The organism is Amycolatopsis sp. NBC_01480 (assembly GCF_036227205.1).
GTDB lineage: Bacteria > Actinomycetota > Actinomycetes > Mycobacteriales > Pseudonocardiaceae > Amycolatopsis.
Map to the genome: position 1 here is coordinate 7,302,928 of NZ_CP109442.1, position 18,797 is coordinate 7,321,724.

Genomic DNA, 18,797 nt, shown 5'->3' on the forward strand with positions numbered 1-18,797 from the left:
TTGCGGTCACGCGCCTGGCTCAAAGCGCCCCAATGTGGCGTTGGTTGCGTTGAACGCACCGAACGCCACATTGGGGCGCAACACAGGCCGGGTCGCCAGAATCTAGCGGGAAACCGCAGCCAGGACCGCGTCGGCCACTTCGGCCGGAGGCTGTCCGCCGTCGATGAGCGTCGCGCCGAGGCGGCGGTAGGTGGACTCCGCGCGGTTGTTGTAGTCGAGGGCCGCCGCCAGTTCCTCCGGGTGCTTGCCGAAGGAGTTCGTCGTGCGGGCCAGCAGCCGGTCTTGCAGGGTCCGGTTGTCCAGCGTCAGGCAGACCACGAGGTCGAAGAGATCCCGCACGTCCGCCTCGTTCTCGGCCAATCCACAAAGGAACGCGGTCTGCTCGCCCATCCCGGCGGCGAGCGCCTCGACCTTCGGGCGGCTGATCCGCCAGGCGAAGCGGCCGAGCCAGCCGGCCGGCACCGGGTCGGGCGGGTCGGCCACGGGCTGTCCGCTGATCCGGTCCACCCAGTGGTTGTAGCCGTCCCAGTTGGCGTCGAACGCCGGCTCGCCCCGGTCCTTCAGCAGCGCGCACACCGTCGATTTTCCGGTGCCAGAGCTACCGGTCACCCACACCACTGGCATCGGCCGAGCATCGCACAGGAACCGGGGCCGGACGGGCCGCCCTGGCCGCTACCGGCCAGGGCCCCGCCGTTCCTCAGCAGCTGATGCTGCCCTTGCGCAGCGCGTGACCGCCGTCGTTGCTGTCGTCGGACCAGTACACGGGCTTGCTGCCGCCGGTGCACTCGCCGGCCGCGGCCAGGGAGAAGCCCTCGTTGTTGTAGTTGGGCATCCCGCTCGGGCGCTGGTAGACCGCGGTGGTGGCGAACGCGCCGGACGCGTTGACCTGCATGGTCCGGTGCTGCCCGTCGCAGGTGTTGTCGCAGACCACCCACAGGCGCGAGGCCTGCGGCTCCCACTGGAGCTCCATCACGCCGGACATCCCGCTGCTGATCGACGCGACGCGGGTGAAGGCGCCCGAATCCTGAAGCACGTAGCCGTAAACCGTGCCGGTGCCTTCGACGCCGACGAAGAACACGCCGCCCGTGTGCGCGGAGTACCGGCTCGGGTCGTAGGCCGCGCCGGTCGAGGAGTCCTTGAAGCCGGCGGAAGTGAGGCTCGCGTCGGGGACCCAGGTGACGCCCTCGAGGCCGGAGTTGGCGTCGACCGCGGGCAGATCGCCGGTCAGGTCCCATTCCTTCGTCGCGGACAGGCTGGTGCCCGAGCCGCTGACGTCGTAGCGCAGCACGGAAAGGCGGCTGGTACCGGAGTTGTCGCCGTCGCGCTCGTTCGAGGTGTAGACCCCGCCCGAAGAACCGGCGCCGGTCAGCGTGACGCCCTCGTCGTCGGGCGTGCCGGAGCCGTCCGGGTAGTGGACCTTCTTGCCGGTGCCCCAGCCGCCGGCGGTGTCGGGCTTCCAGCCGCCGGAGCCGTCGGGGACCAGCCGCCAGATCTTCCCGGAGTTCTGCGCTGCCCACATCACCCCGCCCTCCTGGTAGAGGCCGCTGAGGTCCTCACCGAACACGTTCGAGCCGTCGGCGGTCGCGACGGAGCTGCCGCCGGGCCACTTCGCCGGGGACGGGTCCGTCTTGCCGCCGCAGTTGTTGGCCGCGCCCAAGGTCAGCGAGGTCTGGGTGAAGCTGCCGGTGCCGTCGGGGCAGCGCGACCACGACGGGGCGGAGTGCGTGGTCCAGCTGTAGCTGTCGACCAGGGTGCTGCCGTCCGCGAGGTAGAGGCGCGCCTGGTCCGCGGAGCCGAGGCCGAACGCGCCGTGCACGTCGAAGGCCTTGAACCCGCCGGGCGCCAGCTTCGTCCCGGCGGCGATCTGGTACTTCGAGCTGTCCTTGTCGTCCTTGAGGATCCAGCCCGACACGTCGACGGCGGCGCTGCTCTTGTTGTACAGCTCGACGGAGTCGTTGACGTCTCCGGTGGTCACCACCTCGTTGATGCGGACGTCGTCGGCCGGGGCGGCGAGGGCTGACGGGGCGGCCACGGCGCCGAAGACCAGCGCGGGTCCGGTGACGACAACGAGGCAGCGGCGGAGGCGGCTTGGCCACCGGCGGGTTTCGGGCACGGGGTTCCGTCCTGGGGTCGGTCGGGCAGGGATCGGGTCAGCCACCCGACATTCCCGGCCCGGACCGAACGGCCGCCTTCCCCGGCGTGAGCGCGGCGTGAACGGTGAACGAACTGGAGCGCGCAGTGGTGAAACGCACCCTAACAGGGTTGTCCACGTCCGATCGGACCTTGATTTCCCGCGGCCGGCGTGCTCGGTGTTTCGCGATGCGGCAACGGTTTCAGCGGCGCAGCGCGGTCTCCTGCGCCATCCGTGACAGCTTCTCGGGGTTGCGCACCGCGTACAGCCCGGTGATCAGCCCGTCGTCGATGCGCGCGGCCAGCACGGTGTCGAGCTCGCCGCCGCGCCGCAGGACCAACGCCGGGTGCCCGTTGACCTGGGCCAATTCCAGCGAGGCCTCGGACTGGACGCGGGTCAGCACCCGCGCCACCCGGTCGGCGCCCACCAGCGGCTTCAGCACCGCCTGCACGATCCCGCCGCCGTCGCCGAGCAGGACGACGTCCGGGGCCAGGATGTCCAGCAGGCCTTGGAGGTCACCGGTTTCGACCGCGCGCTGGAACGCCGTGAGCGCGTCGCGGGTTTCGTCCCGGGAGACCGGGCCGCGCGGCCGGCGCGCGGCGACGTGCGACCGGGCCCGGTGCGCGATCTGCCGGACCGCGGCCGGGTTCTTGCCCACGGCGTCCGCGATCTCCTCGTAACCCAGGTCGAACACCTCGCGCAGCACGAACACCGCGCGCTCGGTCGGGGTGAGCGTCTCGAGCACCAGCAGCATCGCCATCGAGACGCTGTCCGCCAGTTCGACGTCCTCGGCCACATCGGCCGTGGTCAGCAGCGGTTCCGGCAGCCACGGGCCGACGTAGGACTCCTTGCGACGGCCGAGGGTCCGCAGCCGGCCGAGTGCCTGGCGGGTGGTGATCCGGACCAGGTACGCCCGCTGGTGCTCGACCTCGGCGAGGTCCACCGACGCCCAGCGCAGCCAGGTTTCCTGCAGCACGTCCTCCGCGTCCGCGGCCGAGCCGAGCATCTCGTAGGCCACCGTGAACAGCAGGTTGCGGTGGGCGAGGAAGGCCTCGGTGGCGGCGTCCGGGCTCTGGGCGGGCTCGGTCATGGTGGCTCCTTCCTGCGCACGGCTGGGTCGCCCATCGGACACCGGCAGGTGCCGCTTTGTGACAGCCGCGGTCTGTGGCGTGGGTCACGACCCGGGGTTGTCACAAGCGGCGGGGCAGCGGCATCTCATGGCCATCAAGCACACCTTGAAAACGAGTGAGGACAATCCCATGGAAGCCCGATTCCCCCTGTCCACCAACGAGTTCGGCATGAAGTTCGGCAAGCGGTTCGCCGGCGTCGCGCTGCTGCTCGACCAGTCGGCGCTGCCGAAGGGCACCCAGGAGCTGGTCAAGATCCGGGCGAGCCAGATCAACGGCTGCGGCTTCTGCACCGACATGCACACCAAGGACGCCACGGCCGCGGGCGAAACCGCGACGCGCCTGCACCTGGTCGCCGTCTGGCGTGAGGCCACCGTGTTCACCGAGGCCGAGCGCGCCGCGCTGGCGCTGACCGAGGAGGGGACCCGGATCGCCGACGCCCACCACGGCGTTTCGGACGAGACCTGGGCCCAGGCCCGCAAGCACTACGACGACGACCAGCTCGCCGCGCTGGTCTCCCTGGTCGCGTTGATCAACGCGGCCAACCGGATGAACGTCATCGCGCGCACCCCGGCCGGTTCCTACGAGGCGGGGATGTTCGCGGACTTCGTGAAGTGAGCCCCGCCGAGGGGGTGGTGACCGGGGATGGCGGTCACCACCCCCTCGGCGAGGGTCAAAAGGCGGCCAATCCGTTCGGGGTGCCGTTGCCGGTGGGCGCGTCGTAACCGGGGACGGCGGTGCAGAGGTAATCGCCGCCGCAGTCCTCGCCCTGGACGTTGCTGCCGCCGACGGTGTCGTTGAGCTGCGCGGCATTCGTGTACAGGCGCGAGGCGTCCGGGTACTGGCCGTGGTGCCCGGCCAGCGCGATCACCCCGGCGATGAACGGCGAGGACGCGCTCGTCCCGCCGATCACCGCCCAGCCGGCCTCGATCGTCGTCTCGTAGACGGCCGGGCCGGTTTTCGGGTCGGCCACCGCGGACACGTCGGCGACGGTGCGGCCGGGGCAGTTCGGGTCGGCCTGCCAGGCCGGTTTGGCCACCCAGGCCGAGCAGCCGCTGGTCGCCTTCTGCCAGGCCGATTCGGCCCAGCCGCGCGGGTTTCCGGACCTGGTCAGCGAGGTGCCGCCGACCGCGACGACGTTCCCGTAGACCGCGGGCGCGTTCGGCACGGTGAACCCCTCGTCGCCGCTCGAGGCGACCATGGCCACGCCGGGATGGTTGTAGTGGGCGGCGAAATCACCGCTCACCCGGCTTTCGGGGGCGCCGTAACTGTTGTACCACGGTGGCGCCGAGTGCCGCCGCGGTGTCCACGGCGGTGCCGAGCGAGTCGAACGACGCGTCGTCGCCCACGACCAGCAGGATCCGGCACTGCCCGCAGGCCGCGGAGGCCAGGTCGAGGTCGAGCGCGATCTCCACCGGCCAGGTGCCGTCCACCGGGGGCAGCGGCGCGGTCCCGCCGTGCTGGTTGACCTTGCGGAAGCAGCCGTTCTCCGTGGTGCACGGCGGAAGCCCGTAGGTTTGCCGGTATACGGCCAGATCCGCTTCGGCGGTGGGGGAGTCCCCGGCGTCGACGATGGCGATGGTCTCGCCCGTCCCGCCGGTATCCGGCAAACGGTAGGCGGAACGCAGGTCGGCCGGGCCGTACCCCGAGGGCAACGCCGTGCCCGCCTGGCCTCGCACCCCGCGCCCGCCGGACGGCCGGTGGTCCACTTGCGCGAAACACCGTGCGGTCCCCTCGGCGGCGGGGCCGCAGACCTCTCGTGGCTCAGCGTTGGCGGGCTCGGCTGGGACGAGCGCGGTGATCGTGACGAGGGCGGCGGCCAGCAGGGCGGACCGGCGGCTTTGGCTCCCCGCGGTCATTTTCCGGCCTTCGCGACGGTGTAGGCGCTGGTGATCGTCTGGCTGATCGCGTTGCCCGCGCGGTCCTGCGCGGTCACCTTCAGCGACGGCGAGGTCCCCGCCGCCGTGGCCGGATTCCGCCACACGGCGGCATATTCGCCCAGCGCGCCGGCGACTTGCGCCGGCTTCCAGGTGACGCCGTTGTCGAAGGACACCGAGACGGTCACGGCGCTGATCGGCGAGCGCGAGCCGGCCCCGCTGTAGGCCACGTGGCCGACGTGCAGGCCGAGCACCTGGACCGGTGCGTCCGAGGTGGTGGTGAGGTCGGCGTCCAGGTCGTAGTCGACGGTGAGCGCACCGAGGATCCGGCAGGCCTGGGCGGGATCGGCGGCCGTGCAGGAGTGCGGCCCGGGCAGCGGGGTGTTCTTCGCGCCCGGGTCGTACTTCACGGTCAGCTCGGTCCGCAGCTTGCTCGCTTGTCCGACGCCGGGGATCGCGGTCCGGTCGACGTCGAGCACACCCCGGAAGGTGGCCGGGGTGGTGGGCACCTGGACCACGGCGCCGTAGACGCCGTCCTGGTCGAAGACCTGCTTGCCGTCCTGGTAGAGCGAATAGTGCGTCCGGGGAACGAAAAACAGCGGGATCGCGGTGTGGTCCGGCACGCTGTCCCGCACCGCCGGGATGGCCAGCGAGACCGTGCCGCCGGCGAAACACGCGTCGCAGAGCTGCTGGGCGGTCCACTGCCCGAGCCCGGCCGACAGCGGGCCGCGCGACCAGTCGGTGGTCGTGGTGGTGCCCGGGTGGTAGGTCCGCGGGTCGGCCGTCATGAGCTGGTACGACGAGCCTTTCTGCTCGAACTGCGCCCATTCGGTGGTGTGGCTGGTGCCCAGGTAGTCGGTGAGCACACCGGGCGCCGGGACGTAAAAGCCTGCGCCGCCGAGGCCGTGCGCCAGGATCACCGGGTCCAGCGGGCCGTTGTCGATCGCGACGGGCATCGTGTCGGCCGGATCGGAGTGCAGCACGTCGCGGACCGTGGCCAGCTCGTTTTCCTTGGTGGAGAAGGACTGGTCGGCCGCGATGCCCTCGGAGGCGAACGACAGGTCGACGCGGTAGCGGTCCTCGGGCTTCGGCGCCGCGCCACCCCATTGCACGACGTAGTGCAGCCGGCCGGTGGACGGCTTCGGCACCGGCGTCACGTACTGGGGGAGGCGGTAGCCCGCGATGGTGAAGGCGAATCCACGGCCCGCCGGGTCCTCGCGGTAGACGCTCACCTGGATCAGGTCCTCGGTGACGGGCTTCGGCGAGGTCACCTCGACCAGCGACGTCGCGGTCCGCTCGTCGACGGTGAGAGTGCTGGTCACCGGGGCTTCGGGGACGACAAAGCCTTCCACCGCAGCGGTTCTCGTGGCGGTCACGGTTCCGCCGGCGTCGCGGTCGACGAACGTCGAGTACGCCGCGTAGTGACCGGCGGGCACAGCGATCCGGGTGGGGCCGTCGACCTCGACGTCGCGGTCCAGCTTGGCGGCCGAGTCCGTGTTGACCAGGCTCACGCTGCCGTTGACCGGACGTCCGGCCAGATCGGTGAGGGCGATCTCCAGGAAGTGCAGCGGGTATTTCGGCTGCGCTGCCGGGTTCTCCGCTGACGCTCCGGCCAGCTTGATCGTGGCAGGCAGGGGAGTGCTGCCCGCCGGGCGCCCGGCCGCGACGTCGTCGGCGATCCGCCGGTGCAGCTCGGCCCCGAACGCGCTCGCGGATTCCCGGGTCAGGTATCCGGTCGCGTGGCCGGGAGTGGTGGAGGTCAGGGTGATCCCGGCGGGGGCTGTGCCATCGGGGAACGACAGTTCGAGCGGGATTTCCCCGGTCTTTCCGACCCCGGCCTTCGCCAGCGCCGTGACGTCGAACAACGACCGGTCCAGCTGCCCGAGATAGGGCGCGGCATCGGCCGGAATGATGTACCGGTCCCCGCCGTCGGCCTGGAACGATTGCGCCGCACGGAGGTTCGGCGACGGCGACAGTGGGTAATTCGTACCGCCATTCGGCCCAGGGAAAACCGTGACCTGGTCACCGGTGATCAGCGTGACCTGCTGCGCGGCCGGAGCGCTGTCAGTAAACGCGGTGGCCGAAAAGCTTTCCGCGCCCGCCGGTGCCGCCAGTGCACAGGAAACACCGGCGGCCAACGCGATAACCATGCCGTGACGGCGGGCTTTCCGTAAGCTGGATCCCCGTCTGCGCATGCTCGATGCTCCATTCCAGCCGGGGGGCCCGATTGCTGCCCCGATGCTGGACTGGACCATTTACCGCGTCAATGGATAACCCGGTTTCTGTCCATTGTCCGGTCTCATTGTCATCCGGCCCGCGGAACTGTCCACTAAGGACTCGACTGGCGGCCCGAACCACTGCCGCAGCGCCGCGTCCAGACCGGGTCCACCGGCCCAGGCGACGTAGCCGTCCGGGCGGACGAGCCGTGGCTGCGGGCCGTCGCGGGTCTCGACGCGGTCGGCCCAGCCCTCGGGCAGCGGTGCGCCGACCAGCACGGCACGGCCGTCGGGCGAGGCCGGAACGTCAGTGGCGCGGCCGAAAGTGGCCGGGTAGCCGATCCCGATGCCGGACAGCTCCAACGCGGTGGCACGGCGGGCATCGGGAGTGGCGAGCAGCCCGGTGATGATTTCGCGGACGGCCATGGCGTCCGGGTCGGGCACGCCGAGCACCCCCTGCGCGCGGGTGCTGAGCAGCACTCGCGCGGCGACCGGGTGCCGTTCGTCGTGGTAACTGTCGAGCAGTCCGCCGTGCCCGTGGACCGTCCGGGCCAGCTTCCAGCCGAGGTTCGCCGCGTCCTGAAGCCCCAGGTTGAGGCCCTGGCCGCCGATCGGGAGGTGGATGTGCGCGGCGTCGCCCGCGAACAGGACGCGGCCGTGGCGGTACCGCTCCAGTTGCCGTGCCGCGTCGCCGAATCGCGAAGCCCAGAGCACCTCGCCCACCTCGATCCCCGGCCCGTGCGCGGCGGTCAGCCCCCGCTGTAGTTCCTCGGCCGTGACGGGCGCGTCCCGGCCGAGCCGCTGCTGCTCTTCACCGGCGACGACCACCCGGTGCCGCCCGCCCGAAAGCGGTAGCAGGAACCCCGATCCGCCGGATGGCAGGTGCCAGTCTTCGCCCAGCCCGCTGGGTTTCCGGCCAGGACGAGGTCGGCGACGACCAGCGAAAACCGGGCCGGCGTACCGGGAAACGCCCCGCCCAGCAACGTCCGGACCGTGCTGTGCCCACCGTCGGCCGCGACGAGCCAGCCCGCGCGATAATCACGCCCGCCCGCGGTGACGGTGACCCCCTCGGCGTCCTGCTCGACAACGGTGACGGCCGCGTCGCGCTGCACCGGCGTCCGCAACCGCGCCTCGATCGCCGCCGCGACGTACGCCTGCTCGACGCCGAGCTGGTACGGAAACGGCGTCGGCAGGTCGGAGTAGTCGATCGGGATGCCGGAGAAGTGCCCGCCGGGCAGCCGCGCCTCGACGTGCGGCTCGATCGCGGCGAGCAGGCCGCGGTCGGCCAGCACCTCGACTGACCGCGGCTGCAGGCCGAGCGCCTTCGACTGCGTGGCGGGCCGGGCGTCGCGTTCCAGCACCAGCACATCGAGCCCGGCGCGCTCAAGCTCGAACGCCGTCAGCAGCCCGGTCGGGCCGCCGCCCGCGACCAGCACGTCAGGCATCGAGGTTCTCCTTCTTGAGATACCAGACGTGCCACACGATCAGCCCGGCCAGCGAGGCGAACCAGACCACGGTGGTGACCACGGAGATCAGGTCGATCGGCAGTGCGTAGACGAGCACCACGTGCACCACCGCGCCGGCCAGCAGCACCCCGCCCCAGGCAGCGGTGTTGATGCGCAGGCCGCGGCGGAACCGGGCGTCGGTGTCCCAGCGGCCCGCCCACGCGGCCGCGCCCTCGGCCCCGCGCTTGATCTCGGCGATCGTGCGGCCGAGGGTCAGCTGGGCCGGCCGGCCGACGAACACCGTGACCAGCATCCACGCGCCGAACAGGCCGCCGAGCGCGGCGGTCCAGCCCTCCCGGATCGCCAGCGTGCGCGGGTCGTCCGAGAGCAGGCCGAGCACCACCGACAGTACGATGACGCTCATCGTGACCAGTGCGACGAGGTCGACCCGGCGATTGCGCACGACCGTCCAGGCCACGTACGGCGCGGCCACCAGCACGCCGGCCATCATCGCCCACCACTGGCTCACGCCCCCGGCTCGCAGGCCGTAGAACAGCACCATCGGCACGACCACTTCGAACACCACGGCCAGCACGTTGGCCCGGACCACGCGGCGCAGACCGGCGTCGGCCACCGGCTTTTCGTCGATCATCATGTGGTTTCCCCCTCAGGAACGGGTGCGGTCGCCCGCACGTACAGGTCGGCCAGTTCACGGCCGATGCGAGTGAGTTCGGCGGGTTCGGGAACGTTCGCGGTCGCGGTGGCGACGACGGCGTCGAGGCCGGTGGTGAGGGCGATCGCCGCGGTCCGCGCGTCGAACGGGCCGAAGACGCCCGCCGCCTGCCCGGTGCGGAAGTGCTCCTCGAACAGCGCGAGCCGCCCGTTGACGGACTCACTCTGCGAGCCGGCGTTTTTCACCAGGTCGATCAGCGCCCGCACGGCGGCCGGGTGCTCGCCGACCAGCGCGACGTTCGCCTCGACGAAGGCCCGCAGCTGCGCGACGTGCCCGACCGCGGCGTCGACGCGCGGGTTCATGAACGCGCCGGCCACCTGCTCGATCTCGGCCACGCAGGCCGCGAGCAGATCGTCCTTGCCGGCGAAGTGGTAGCTGATCATGCCGGTGCTGGACAGCCCGGCGTGCTTCGCGATCCGGCTGAACGACGCCTTGGCGTACCCGGCCTCGGCGATCACCTCGATCGCCGCCGTCACGATCTGGGCCCGGCGGCCGGACTCGGTGAAGGTCTTTGCTCGCATGAGCAAAAATTAGCTCAGTCGAGCAAAAATGGCAAGTCACCTGTGCCGAAAGCCGTCAAGGCCTCCTTGCCCGCGTCCGACGCGGGCAAGGAGGCCTTGACGGACCTTGCGGTGGTTCAGGCGCGGTCCGGCGCCGCACCCAGCAGGGCGACGCGGCGCATCACGTCGATCTGGGCGGGGTTGTAGAGGTCCAGCACGGCCACGCCGACGGTGCGCTGCGCGCCGGCCGGAACGTCGAGGTCCAGGATCCCGGGGTGCTCGACCAGCAGGTCCTGGACGTGGGGGTGCAGGCGCCGGGCCAGTTCGTCGCGGATCTGCTCGCCGGCGTCGGCGGGCAGCCGGTCGAATTCGGCCGCCTCGGGCGTCGACTGGTACGAGTGCAGCAGGTCCGAGTAGGCCTGGAGGCCGCGCGGCCCGAGGACCTGGGCCAGCACGACGACGAGGGAGCGGTCCGTGCCGGACAGTCCGGTCCGCCCGGTGGCCGGGCCGGGGCGGGACGGCAGGTCGGCGGGCGCGGTCCGGTTCATGATCAGCGCCAGCTCGAGCCGGACCCGCTCCAGCCGATCGATGGTGCCGGCGAGTTCGGCGTCCAGGGTGCGCAACGCCTGTTCGGGATGCTCGGCCGCGTCGCCCATCGCGGAGATCTGGGCCAGCGAGAACCCGAGGTCGATCAGGCGCTTGATCCGCAGGACCCGCACCAGGTGGGCGACGCCGTACTGCTTGTAGCCGTTGGCGCGCCGGACCGGCTCGTCGAGGAGGCCGACCTGGTGGTAATGCCGCACGGCCCGAACGGTCGTGCCGGCGAGCTCGGCGATCTCGCGGGTACTCCAGGCCACGCCCGGCCACCTCTTCCCGAAACTGGGGTCCGCGGGCGCGATCGCGCCCGCGGACCCCAGTGAAGACCGTGCCCTCGCGGCATGGTCAAGAGCCGGAGCCCCGAGGTGAACGGAAGTTTGACCGCTCGGCCGGGCCCGGCGCCGGGTCGGCTGGGGTCGGCTCAGTGGTGGCGGTCCCGGTGGAACAGCAGCCGGTAGACGACCAGGATGATCAGCGCGCCGAGCACGGCCAGGCCCCACGTCCGAAGGTCGAAGAAGGTGCCGAGCTGCACGTGGAACAGGGTCTTGCCGACCCAGCCGCCGACGAACGCGCCGCCGATCCCCAGCAGGATGGTGATGATGCAGCCGCCGGGGTCCTTGCCCGGCAGGAGGGCCTTGGCGATGACGCCGGCCACCAGGCCCAGCACGATCCAAGCGATGACGCCCATGTACTTCCTCTCGTCCGGAAACTGCCAATCGGTAGACGCGCCGCGGTGACGGCTGGTTGCGTCTGGTCCCAGCCGGGCCGGGACCTCTCCTGGCCCGGCGTGGCAGTCTGACGACGGGCGCGCGGCGGAGCGTAGCCGCGCCGGCCGGCGAGCGTGAGGAGGACCTGGGTGTCCAGGGAGTGGCGGCTGTTCGGGCGCAAGAGCCGGGGCCCGGCGCGGAATCCGGACGAAAGCGCGGGAACCGGCAGTTCTCCGGCGAACGCCGTGGCCCCGCCTGCGGAAGTCGACGCAGCTCAAGCGGCGGCCACGGAAGCCGAGGCCGCCGCGTTGCTGACGCAGACCCGCGCCTGGCTGGACCTGCCGCCGCACCCGAACCTGCGTGCCGCCTACTACCTCCGAGTGGAAGACGGTCACCCGCAGATCACCGCCGAGGACGTCACCGGCGACGACCTCGCGACAGCGGCGCACGCTGGGCGGCTCGGCACCCCGGGTGAGATCGTCGACGCGGCCGTCCAGCTCGCCTGGGGACTCCAGGCGGTGCACGAAGCCGGTCTGTCCCACGGCGACGTCCGGACGGCCACTGCCGTGCTCGCCGAGGACGGCGTCGTGCAGCTCACCGGATTCGGCTCGCTCTCCTCCACAAAGGACGGTGGAGACCTGCGTGCGCTGGCTGCCGTCGTCACAGAGCTGTTCGACGGGCTGGTCATGCCCGAAGCCGTCGCGGCCCTGCTGCGTGAATCGCCGCCGACCGCCCGCGAGTTCGCGGACCGGCTCATCGCGCTCTACCCCGAGCTGACCGGCAGCCCGTATCCCCGCGAGGCCCCGCAGCCCGTGGCGCAGTCGGCGAACGAGTGGAACAACCGCGCCGCATCGCTGGCACTGGCGGGCGAGCACACCGAGGCCGAGCAGTACTGGGAGCAGGCCCTGCGCGAGGACCCGCGGCACCCGGACGCGACGTTCAACCTCGGGCTTTCCTTGTGGCGCACCGCCCGCATCACCGACGACGAGCTGATGCGCCGGCTGGAAGCGGCCGGGCAGGCCAGTGCGCACCAGCCGCACAACCGCGTGGTGCGGCTGGCCGGGCTGGCCGACGGCGAGCGCGGCCGGCCCTGGTCCGAAGAGGACGGCGAGGACCCGCCCCTGACGGCCCGGTGCAAGGCCGGCTGGCTGTACGCCGTGGCGCTCACTCCGGACGGACGGCACGCCGTCTGGGGCGCGGAGGACGGCGTGGTCCTCTGGTGGAACTTCGACGGCGGCGAGATCGTCAAGCTCACCGGGCACACCGAAGGGGTCTGGGCGGTCGCGGTGACCCCGGACGGCCGGTTCGCCTTGTCCGGCGCCGCCGACAACACGTTGCGCTACTGGGACTTGACCACCCGACGCTGCCTGCGAGCCCTCAAAGGACACCGGCAGCGGGTACGCGGCGTTGCGATCAGCCCGGACGGCCGGTTCGGTGTCTCCTGCGCGGAGGACGGCCGCGTCCTGCGCTGGGATCTGGCCAGTGGCAAGGAGACGGGCACGATCACCGAGGGGAAGATCGGCCTGATCGCGGTCGCGATGACCCCGGACAGCCAGTACGTCGCGGTGGCCGGCAACCACGGCTCGCTGCAGTGGCGGGAGGTCCGGACCGGCCGTCTCCTGCACGAACTCGCCGGCCACAGCGACGACGTCTACGCGGTCGCCGTCACCCCCGACGGCCAGTACGCGCTCTCCTCGGACGGAGAGCGGGAGGTGCGCTGGTGGAATCTGCGCACCGGCGAGTGCCTGCGGACGATCACCGGACACCTCGCCACGGTCGCGGCGGTGGCCATCTCGGCCGACGGACGGCTGGGCGTCAGCGGGAGCATGGACCGCACGGTGCGCCGCTGGGACCTGGCCACCGGCCGTTGCCTGCGCACGATCGAACACGATTACCTCGTCCTCGGCGTGGGCATGTCCGCCGACGGCGGGCGTGTGGTCTCCACCGCCACCGACCGCAAGCTGCGGGTCTGGGACCAGCCCGCCGCCGTGATCGCGCCGTGGAGTTACGGCACCACCGGCAGCGCGCGCGAACTCAAGTCGTGGGGACGGGAATTCCGGTCCGAGGTGAGCCAGATCCGGTACCTGCTGGCGAACGCGGCGGTCCCGGCCGCGACCGAGCGGCTGCTGAAAGTGATGGACCTGCCCGGCTACGCGCGGCACCCCGAGGTGCTGGAGCTGTGGCGCGCGGCGGGCCGGACCCGGCGGCGCACCGCGTTCATGGACATCCGCCGCGTCCGCACGATCGAAAACCCGGCTGGCCTCACCGCGCTCGCGCTCGCCCCGGACGGCCGGCGGGCGCTGGCCGCGGGCTGGGACTACACACTTCGCCTGTGGGACCTCGAAACGGGGGAGTGCCGGAAAGAACTCACCGGCCACCAGGACTCGGTCACCTCGATCGCCTTCGCGCCGGACGGGAGCACGGCCGTGTCGGCGAGCGCCGAGCACACCCTGCGAGTCTGGGACCTGAACACGGGTGTCTGCCTGAAGGTGCTGTCCGGGCACGCCGACGAGGTGACCGCGGTCGCCGTGGCCGCATCGGGACACGTGCTGTCGGGGAGCGCCGACCACACGCTGCGCTGGTGGGACCCGCGCACGGGGGAGTGCCTGCGAGTCCTTTCCGGACACACCGGCCCGGTCAGCTCCCTCGCGCTCACCCCGGACGGCCGTCACGCCGCGTCTGGGGGCGCTGATGCCACCGTGCAGTGGTGGGACCTCGGCACCGGTGAGTGCCGCAAAACCTTGCGCAGCCACAAATGCGGCTCACGGGCAGTCGGGGTGACCCCGGACGGGAGCCTCGTGGTGTCCGGCGAGGACTGCGGGAACCTCTCCCGGTGGGAGCTGCCGAAGGGGCAGGGGATCTCCTCGCTGACCGGGCACCAGGGCGCGATGCTCGGCCTCGCCGTCACCGCCGACGGGGCGCACGTCCTCACCGTCGGCGCGGACCGCGACCTGCGCGTGCGGGAGCTGCGGTCCGGCCGGAACCTGCGGGTGGTGACCGGGCACGACGACGAGGTTTTCGCGGTCGCGATCGCCGCGGACGGCTGGTCCGCGGTCACCGGCAGCCGGGACGGCACGGTGCTCGCCTGGGCCCTCGACTGGAACCACGAACCCCGCGAGTGAGGTGACGCGAGGATGCGCCTGCCCTGGCAGCGGAAGAACAGCCCGGCTTCACAGCGCGACGGCGTGCGGGCTGACCCGACCCTGACCGGGCCCGAGGAGCGGCCGTCCGGCGAATCCGGCCCGATCTCTTGGGGCGTCGGCGAAACCGTGCTCGGCACGTACCGGATCGAGGCGAAGCTCGGCGCCGGCGGCATGGGCGTGGTCCACCGGGTGCGGCACCTGGACTGGGGGCTGGACCTCGCGGTGAAGAGCCCGCTGCCGCGGATGTGGCTGTCCGGCGTGCAGGCGTTCGTCGACGAGGCCGAGGTGTGGGTCGGCCTGCCGCCGCATCCGAACGTGTGCACCTGCCACTACGTGCGGGTGCTCGGCGGGGTGCCGAGGATCTTCGCCGAGTTCGTCGAGGGCGGCACGGTCGCGGAGGCGCTGGAAGCCGGGCGGCTGCGGGACCTCGACGGCATCCTCGACGTCGCGATCCAGCTGGCGTGGGGGCTGCGGGCCGCGCACGAGGCCGGCGTGGTGCACCAGGATGTCAAGCCCAGCAACGCTTTGCGGAGCGCCGACGGGCTGGTGAAGATCACCGACTTCGGACTGGCCCGGGCACAGCAGCGGTCCGAAGGCGCCGACAGCGTGGCAGAACCGGAGTCGATCCTGGTCACCCACCGCGGCCTGACGCCCGCGTACGCGTCGCCGGAGCAGTCCCGCGGACAGCGCGCCGGACGGCCCGGTGACGTGTGGTCGTGGGCGGTCACCGTGCTGGAGCTGTTCACCGGCGAGGTGACCTGGACGCTCGGCGCGTTCGCCGGCGCGGCGCTGGACGAGTACCGCGCCCGCGGGGCCGCGCCGGGCCGGCCGGTCATGCCGGGCGAAGTCGCGGCCCTGCTCAAGGAGTGCTTCACCGTCGACGCGGCCGCGCGCCCGGCCGACCTCAGTGCGCTGGCGGACCGCCTGGTCACCGCGTACGCCACCCACGTCGGGCGGCCGTACCCGCGGACGGCCACCAGCCCGATGGCCGTGCGCGCCGACGGGTTCAACAACAAGGCACTGTCCATGCTGGACCTCGGCCGGACCGGGCAGGCGAGGCAGTTCTGGGGCCAGGCCCTGGAAGCCGACCCGCGGCACCTGGACGCGACGTTCAACAGCAAGCTCGGCCAGTGGCGCGAAGGCGAGCTGACCGACCTCCAGCTGATCGCGCACCTGGAGCGGTTTCGCTTCTCCCTGCCCGAATCCGACCCCGGCCGGGCTCGCCTGGCGTACGCGCTCGGCGTGGTGCACCTGGAACGCCGTGACCTCGCGGCAGCCAAGGCTCAACTCGGCGAAGCGGTGTCCGGCGACCCCGATGTCGCAGCCGCCCTCGACGCTGTCGACCGCGCCGAGCCCGTCCGGCTGCGGACGCTGGAGCTGCCCGAGCAGGAGGGCAAGACCTGTCCGCTGGCCATCGCGCCCACCGGCCGGTACGCCGTTTCCGGCGGCGAGGACCGGACCGTCCGGTGGTGGGACCTGGCGACCGGCCGGTGCCTGCGGATCCTGACCGGCCACACCGACCTGGTCTGCGGGGTGGCGTTGGCCGAGGACGGCCGGTTCGCCCTTTCCGGTGCCATGGATGGCACGGTGCGCTGGTGGGACCTGGTCGAGGGGACCGGCCTGCGCACCTTCACCGGCAGCGACGGCGTGCCGTTCTTCTGCGTCGCCCTGTCCGGAGACGGACGGAACGCCCTCGCCGGCGACGCGCAGGGCGCGCTGTGGTGGTGGGACCTCACCACCGGCCAGTGCCTGCGGAAGCTGAGCGGGCACGAGGGCGGGGTCGACTGCGTGGTCGGGCTGTCCGACGGCCACGCCCTGTCGGCGGGTGAAGACGGCACCGTGCGGCAGTGGGACCTCACCACGGGCGAGCAGGTGCGCACGTTCACCGGGCACCGCGGCGCCGTGTACGTGCTCACCCCGCTGCCCGGCGGCACCCGGTTCCTCTCGGCCGGGCACGACGGCGCGGTGCGGTTGTGGGAGCTGGCCACCGGCCGTTGCCTGCGCGTGCTCAGCTATCCCCACCGGGTGCTCGACGTGCTCACCACGACGATCTTCGCGGTCGCCGCCACCCCGGACGGGCGCACCGCGATCGTCGGCAACAAGGAAGGCGAGCTGACCTGGTGGGACCTGAGTACGGGACGCTGCGTGTGGACCGTCGACGTCGGCGGCACGCTCAACTCGCTGATGGTCGCCGCCGACGGCCGGACCGCGCTGTCCGGCGGGTTCGACCAGACCGTGCGCTGGTGGGACCTCGCGCCCGGCCGCCCGGCGCCGTGGAGCTACAGCCGTCCACGGTCCACAGTGGACCTCAGCACGCAGGCCGAGCGGTTCCACGGCCGGATCGGCGCCGCGCGGGCGTTGCTGGACCGGGGTGACGCGCCCGACGCGGCGCAGGAGCTGCGGGCGGCACGGGCGGTCGTCGGGTTCGAGAACGACGCGGAGCTGGGCTCGTTGTGGCGCCGGGCCGGCCACAGTGGACGGCGCACCGCCATCATCGGCAGCCGCCGGACCCGCCGTCTGGAGACGCCCGCCCATCTCACCAAGGCGGTGGGCATCACCGCCAATGGCCGGCGCGCGTTGAGCTCGACCGCGGACACTCTGCTCCGCTGGTGGGACCTGACCACCGGCGACTGCCTGCACACCCTCGACGCCGGCGACGGCTTCGCGTTCACCGCCGCGGTCACCCCCGACGGCCGGCACGCGGTCTCCGTCGGTGACCGGAAGGTGCACTGGTGGGATCTCAACAGCGGCAAACGCCGGGCCGCGCTGCCGCTCGGCACCGATGGGGGAATGACCTTCGCGGTGGCCATCACGCCCGACGGCCGCCGCGCCGTTTCCGCGGGCACGGACCGGGTCCTGCGCTGGTGGGACCTGGCCGGCGGCCGCTGCCTGCGCACCCTGGCCGGCCACGAAGCCCACCTCAACACCGTAGCCGTCACCGCCGATGGCCGCCGCGCACTGTCCGGCAGCGCCGACCACACCCTCCGGTACTGGGATCTGACCACCGGGGAGTGCCTCCGTACGTCCACTCCGGATAGTGGCGGCGTGAGCGCGGTCGCGGTGACCCCGGACGGCCGGCACGCCGTGTCCGGCAGCACCACCGGCGCGGTCTTCGCCTGGGACCTGGCCAGCGGCGAGGGGCGGGAACTGCCGGGGCGGCACGCCGCCCAGCTCAACTCGGTCGCGATCACCGCGGACGGCCGCCACGCGCTGTCCGGCGGCGAGGACACGACGATGCGCTGGTGGGACCTGGCCGAGGGCCGCTGCCTGCACCAGGTGAAGGAGACCTACGTCGCGTCAGCCGCGATGACCCCGAGCGGCCACCACGTGCTCTCCGGCATGTCGGACGGTTCGGTGCTGCTCTGGGAAGTCGACTGGGACTACGAGTTCTGAGCGCCGCGTCGTCGAATCGCCGACGGCGGTAGGTTGGGATCATGGGACAAGAAGAGGCCTCCGTGCCCAGTGAGCTGCCCAGCAACTGGGGCCGCTGGGGCGAGGATGACGAACGCGGCACACTCAACCTGATCACCGACGAGGTCCGCGCGCGGGCCGCCGCGGAGGTCCGAACCGGACAGTCCGTGTCATTGGCGCAGCCGATCGAACCGGTGACGCTGCTCGGCCGCCCGTTCTCGCCGGAGACGACCGACGGCTCGCCGGTCTTCCAGATGCTCTCGCACACCGGCACCGCGCAGGTGTCCGCCGATCTGATGCTGGTGACCAACCACCACCCGCGCTCCACGCACCTGGACGCGTTGTCGCACCAGACTTTCGAGGGCAAGGCCTACCCGGGCCGCCCGATGGCGGAGTGCGTGACCCCGGTCGGCGTGCGGTTCGGCTCCACGGCCGGCTTCGCGTCCGGCATCGTCACCCGCGGCGTCCTGCTGGACCTCGCCGTCGACGGCCCGCTGCCCACCGACCACGTCGTGTCCCCGCAAGACCTGGAAGCAGCCGAAGAGCGCGAAGGCGTCCACCTTGAATCCGGCGACGCCCTGGTCATCCGCGGCGGCCGGCTGCTCCGGCTCAACCAGCCGATTCCGGGCCTGTCGGTGGACAGCGTCCGCTGGATGCACGCTCGCGGTGTCTCCCTGTACGTCGGCGACATCGGCGACGCGCACCCACCGCAGGTCCCGGGCGCGCCGTCCCCGCTGCACACGGTTGCCTTGGCGCGCATGGGCATGCCGCTGCTCGACGCGGCGCAGGTGGAGGACCTCGCTGTGCTTTGCGCCGAACTCGGCCGGTACAGCTTCCTGCTCAGCGTCGCCCCGCCGCGCATCCTCGGGCTGACCGGCGTGCCAGTGAACCCGATCGCCATCTTCTGACC

At 72.1% G+C, this 18,797-nt stretch carries 16 protein-coding genes; 4 read left to right on the forward strand and 12 right to left on the reverse strand.

The features are described from left to right. Positions 1–102: 102 nt before the first annotated feature. The 3 genes from OG371_RS34755 to OG371_RS34765 all read right to left on the reverse strand — a co-directional run bounded on the left by OG371_RS34755 (position 103) and on the right by OG371_RS34765 (position 3,221). A complete protein-coding gene (locus tag OG371_RS34755; protein WP_329059893.1) occupies positions 103–609 on the reverse strand; it encodes a hypothetical protein in 507 nt (168 codons plus the stop codon). 88 nt (positions 610–697) lie between these two features. Further along, entirely contained in the window at positions 698–2,113 is a 1,416-nt protein-coding gene (locus tag OG371_RS34760) for a lamin tail domain-containing protein (protein ID WP_329059894.1), read from the reverse strand. Between the two features lie 220 nt (positions 2,114–2,333). After that, positions 2,334–3,221, reverse strand: a complete 888-nt coding sequence (locus OG371_RS34765; RefSeq protein ID WP_329059895.1) for an RNA polymerase sigma-70 factor — start codon at positions 3,219–3,221, stop codon at positions 2,334–2,336. A 169-nt stretch (positions 3,222–3,390) separates the two neighbouring features. Between OG371_RS34765 and OG371_RS34770 the strand changes: the two genes are divergently transcribed. Next, positions 3,391–3,876 (forward strand): carboxymuconolactone decarboxylase family protein, encoded by a 486-nt coding sequence (locus OG371_RS34770; protein WP_329059896.1) that lies wholly within the window; start codon positions 3,391–3,393, stop codon positions 3,874–3,876. 55 nt (positions 3,877–3,931) lie between these two features. On the opposite strand, the gene OG371_RS34775 is transcribed toward OG371_RS34770, so the two are convergent. From OG371_RS34775 to OG371_RS34815, 9 genes are all read right to left on the reverse strand, one after another. After that, the gene (locus OG371_RS34775; RefSeq protein ID WP_329059897.1) at positions 3,932–4,504 is read right to left on the reverse strand and encodes a S8 family serine peptidase; all 573 of its coding nucleotides are present in this window, start codon (positions 4,502–4,504) and stop codon (positions 3,932–3,934) included. Next, on the reverse strand, positions 4,494–5,117 hold the full coding sequence (locus OG371_RS34780; RefSeq protein ID WP_329059898.1) for a hypothetical protein: 624 nt from the start codon (positions 5,115–5,117) through the stop codon (positions 4,494–4,496). The genes OG371_RS34775 and OG371_RS34780 overlap by 11 nt, the downstream gene beginning before the upstream one ends. Beyond that, complete coding sequence (locus OG371_RS34785) at positions 5,114–7,285, reverse strand: hypothetical protein (protein WP_329059899.1); 2,172 nt, start codon at positions 7,283–7,285, stop codon at positions 5,114–5,116. The genes OG371_RS34780 and OG371_RS34785 overlap by 4 nt, the downstream gene beginning before the upstream one ends. A gap of 105 nt (positions 7,286–7,390) precedes the next feature. Then, complete coding sequence (locus tag OG371_RS34790; RefSeq protein ID WP_329059900.1) at positions 7,391–8,179, reverse strand: FAD-dependent monooxygenase; 789 nt, start codon at positions 8,177–8,179, stop codon at positions 7,391–7,393. Beyond that, on the reverse strand, positions 8,101–8,796 hold the full coding sequence (locus OG371_RS34795; RefSeq protein ID WP_329059901.1) for an FAD-dependent oxidoreductase: 696 nt from the start codon (positions 8,794–8,796) through the stop codon (positions 8,101–8,103). Before OG371_RS34795 ends, OG371_RS34790 begins: the two co-directional genes overlap by 79 nt. Next, positions 8,789–9,451 (reverse strand): VC0807 family protein, encoded by a 663-nt coding sequence (locus tag OG371_RS34800; protein ID WP_329059902.1) that lies wholly within the window; start codon positions 9,449–9,451, stop codon positions 8,789–8,791. The genes OG371_RS34795 and OG371_RS34800 overlap by 8 nt, the downstream gene beginning before the upstream one ends. Next, positions 9,448–10,050 carry a TetR/AcrR family transcriptional regulator gene (locus OG371_RS34805; protein WP_329059903.1) on the reverse strand — a complete coding sequence of 201 codons (603 nt, stop codon included), beginning with the start codon at positions 10,048–10,050 and terminating at the stop codon, positions 9,448–9,450. Before OG371_RS34805 ends, OG371_RS34800 begins: the two co-directional genes overlap by 4 nt. Before the next feature lie 116 nt (positions 10,051–10,166). Next, positions 10,167–10,886 (reverse strand): MerR family transcriptional regulator, encoded by a 720-nt coding sequence (locus OG371_RS34810; RefSeq protein WP_329059904.1) that lies wholly within the window; start codon positions 10,884–10,886, stop codon positions 10,167–10,169. 161 nt (positions 10,887–11,047) lie between these two features. Further along, positions 11,048–11,314 (reverse strand): GlsB/YeaQ/YmgE family stress response membrane protein, encoded by a 267-nt coding sequence (locus OG371_RS34815; RefSeq protein ID WP_329059905.1) that lies wholly within the window; start codon positions 11,312–11,314, stop codon positions 11,048–11,050. A gap of 168 nt (positions 11,315–11,482) precedes the next feature. Between OG371_RS34815 and OG371_RS34820 the strand changes: the two genes are divergently transcribed. The 3 genes from OG371_RS34820 to OG371_RS34830 are packed head-to-tail and all read left to right on the forward strand — an operon-like array spanning position 11,483 to position 18,795. Then, on the forward strand, positions 11,483–14,455 hold the full coding sequence (locus OG371_RS34820) for a hypothetical protein (RefSeq protein WP_329059906.1): 2,973 nt from the start codon (positions 11,483–11,485) through the stop codon (positions 14,453–14,455). Between the two features lie 12 nt (positions 14,456–14,467). Further along, positions 14,468–17,869: a serine/threonine-protein kinase gene (locus OG371_RS34825; RefSeq protein ID WP_329059907.1), complete on the forward strand. Its 3,402-nt coding sequence runs from the start codon at positions 14,468–14,470 to the stop codon at positions 17,867–17,869. A gap of 41 nt (positions 17,870–17,910) precedes the next feature. Continuing rightward, positions 17,911–18,795, forward strand: a complete 885-nt coding sequence (locus OG371_RS34830) for a cyclase family protein (RefSeq protein ID WP_329059908.1) — start codon at positions 17,911–17,913, stop codon at positions 18,793–18,795. Positions 18,796–18,797: the final 2 nt, after the last annotated feature.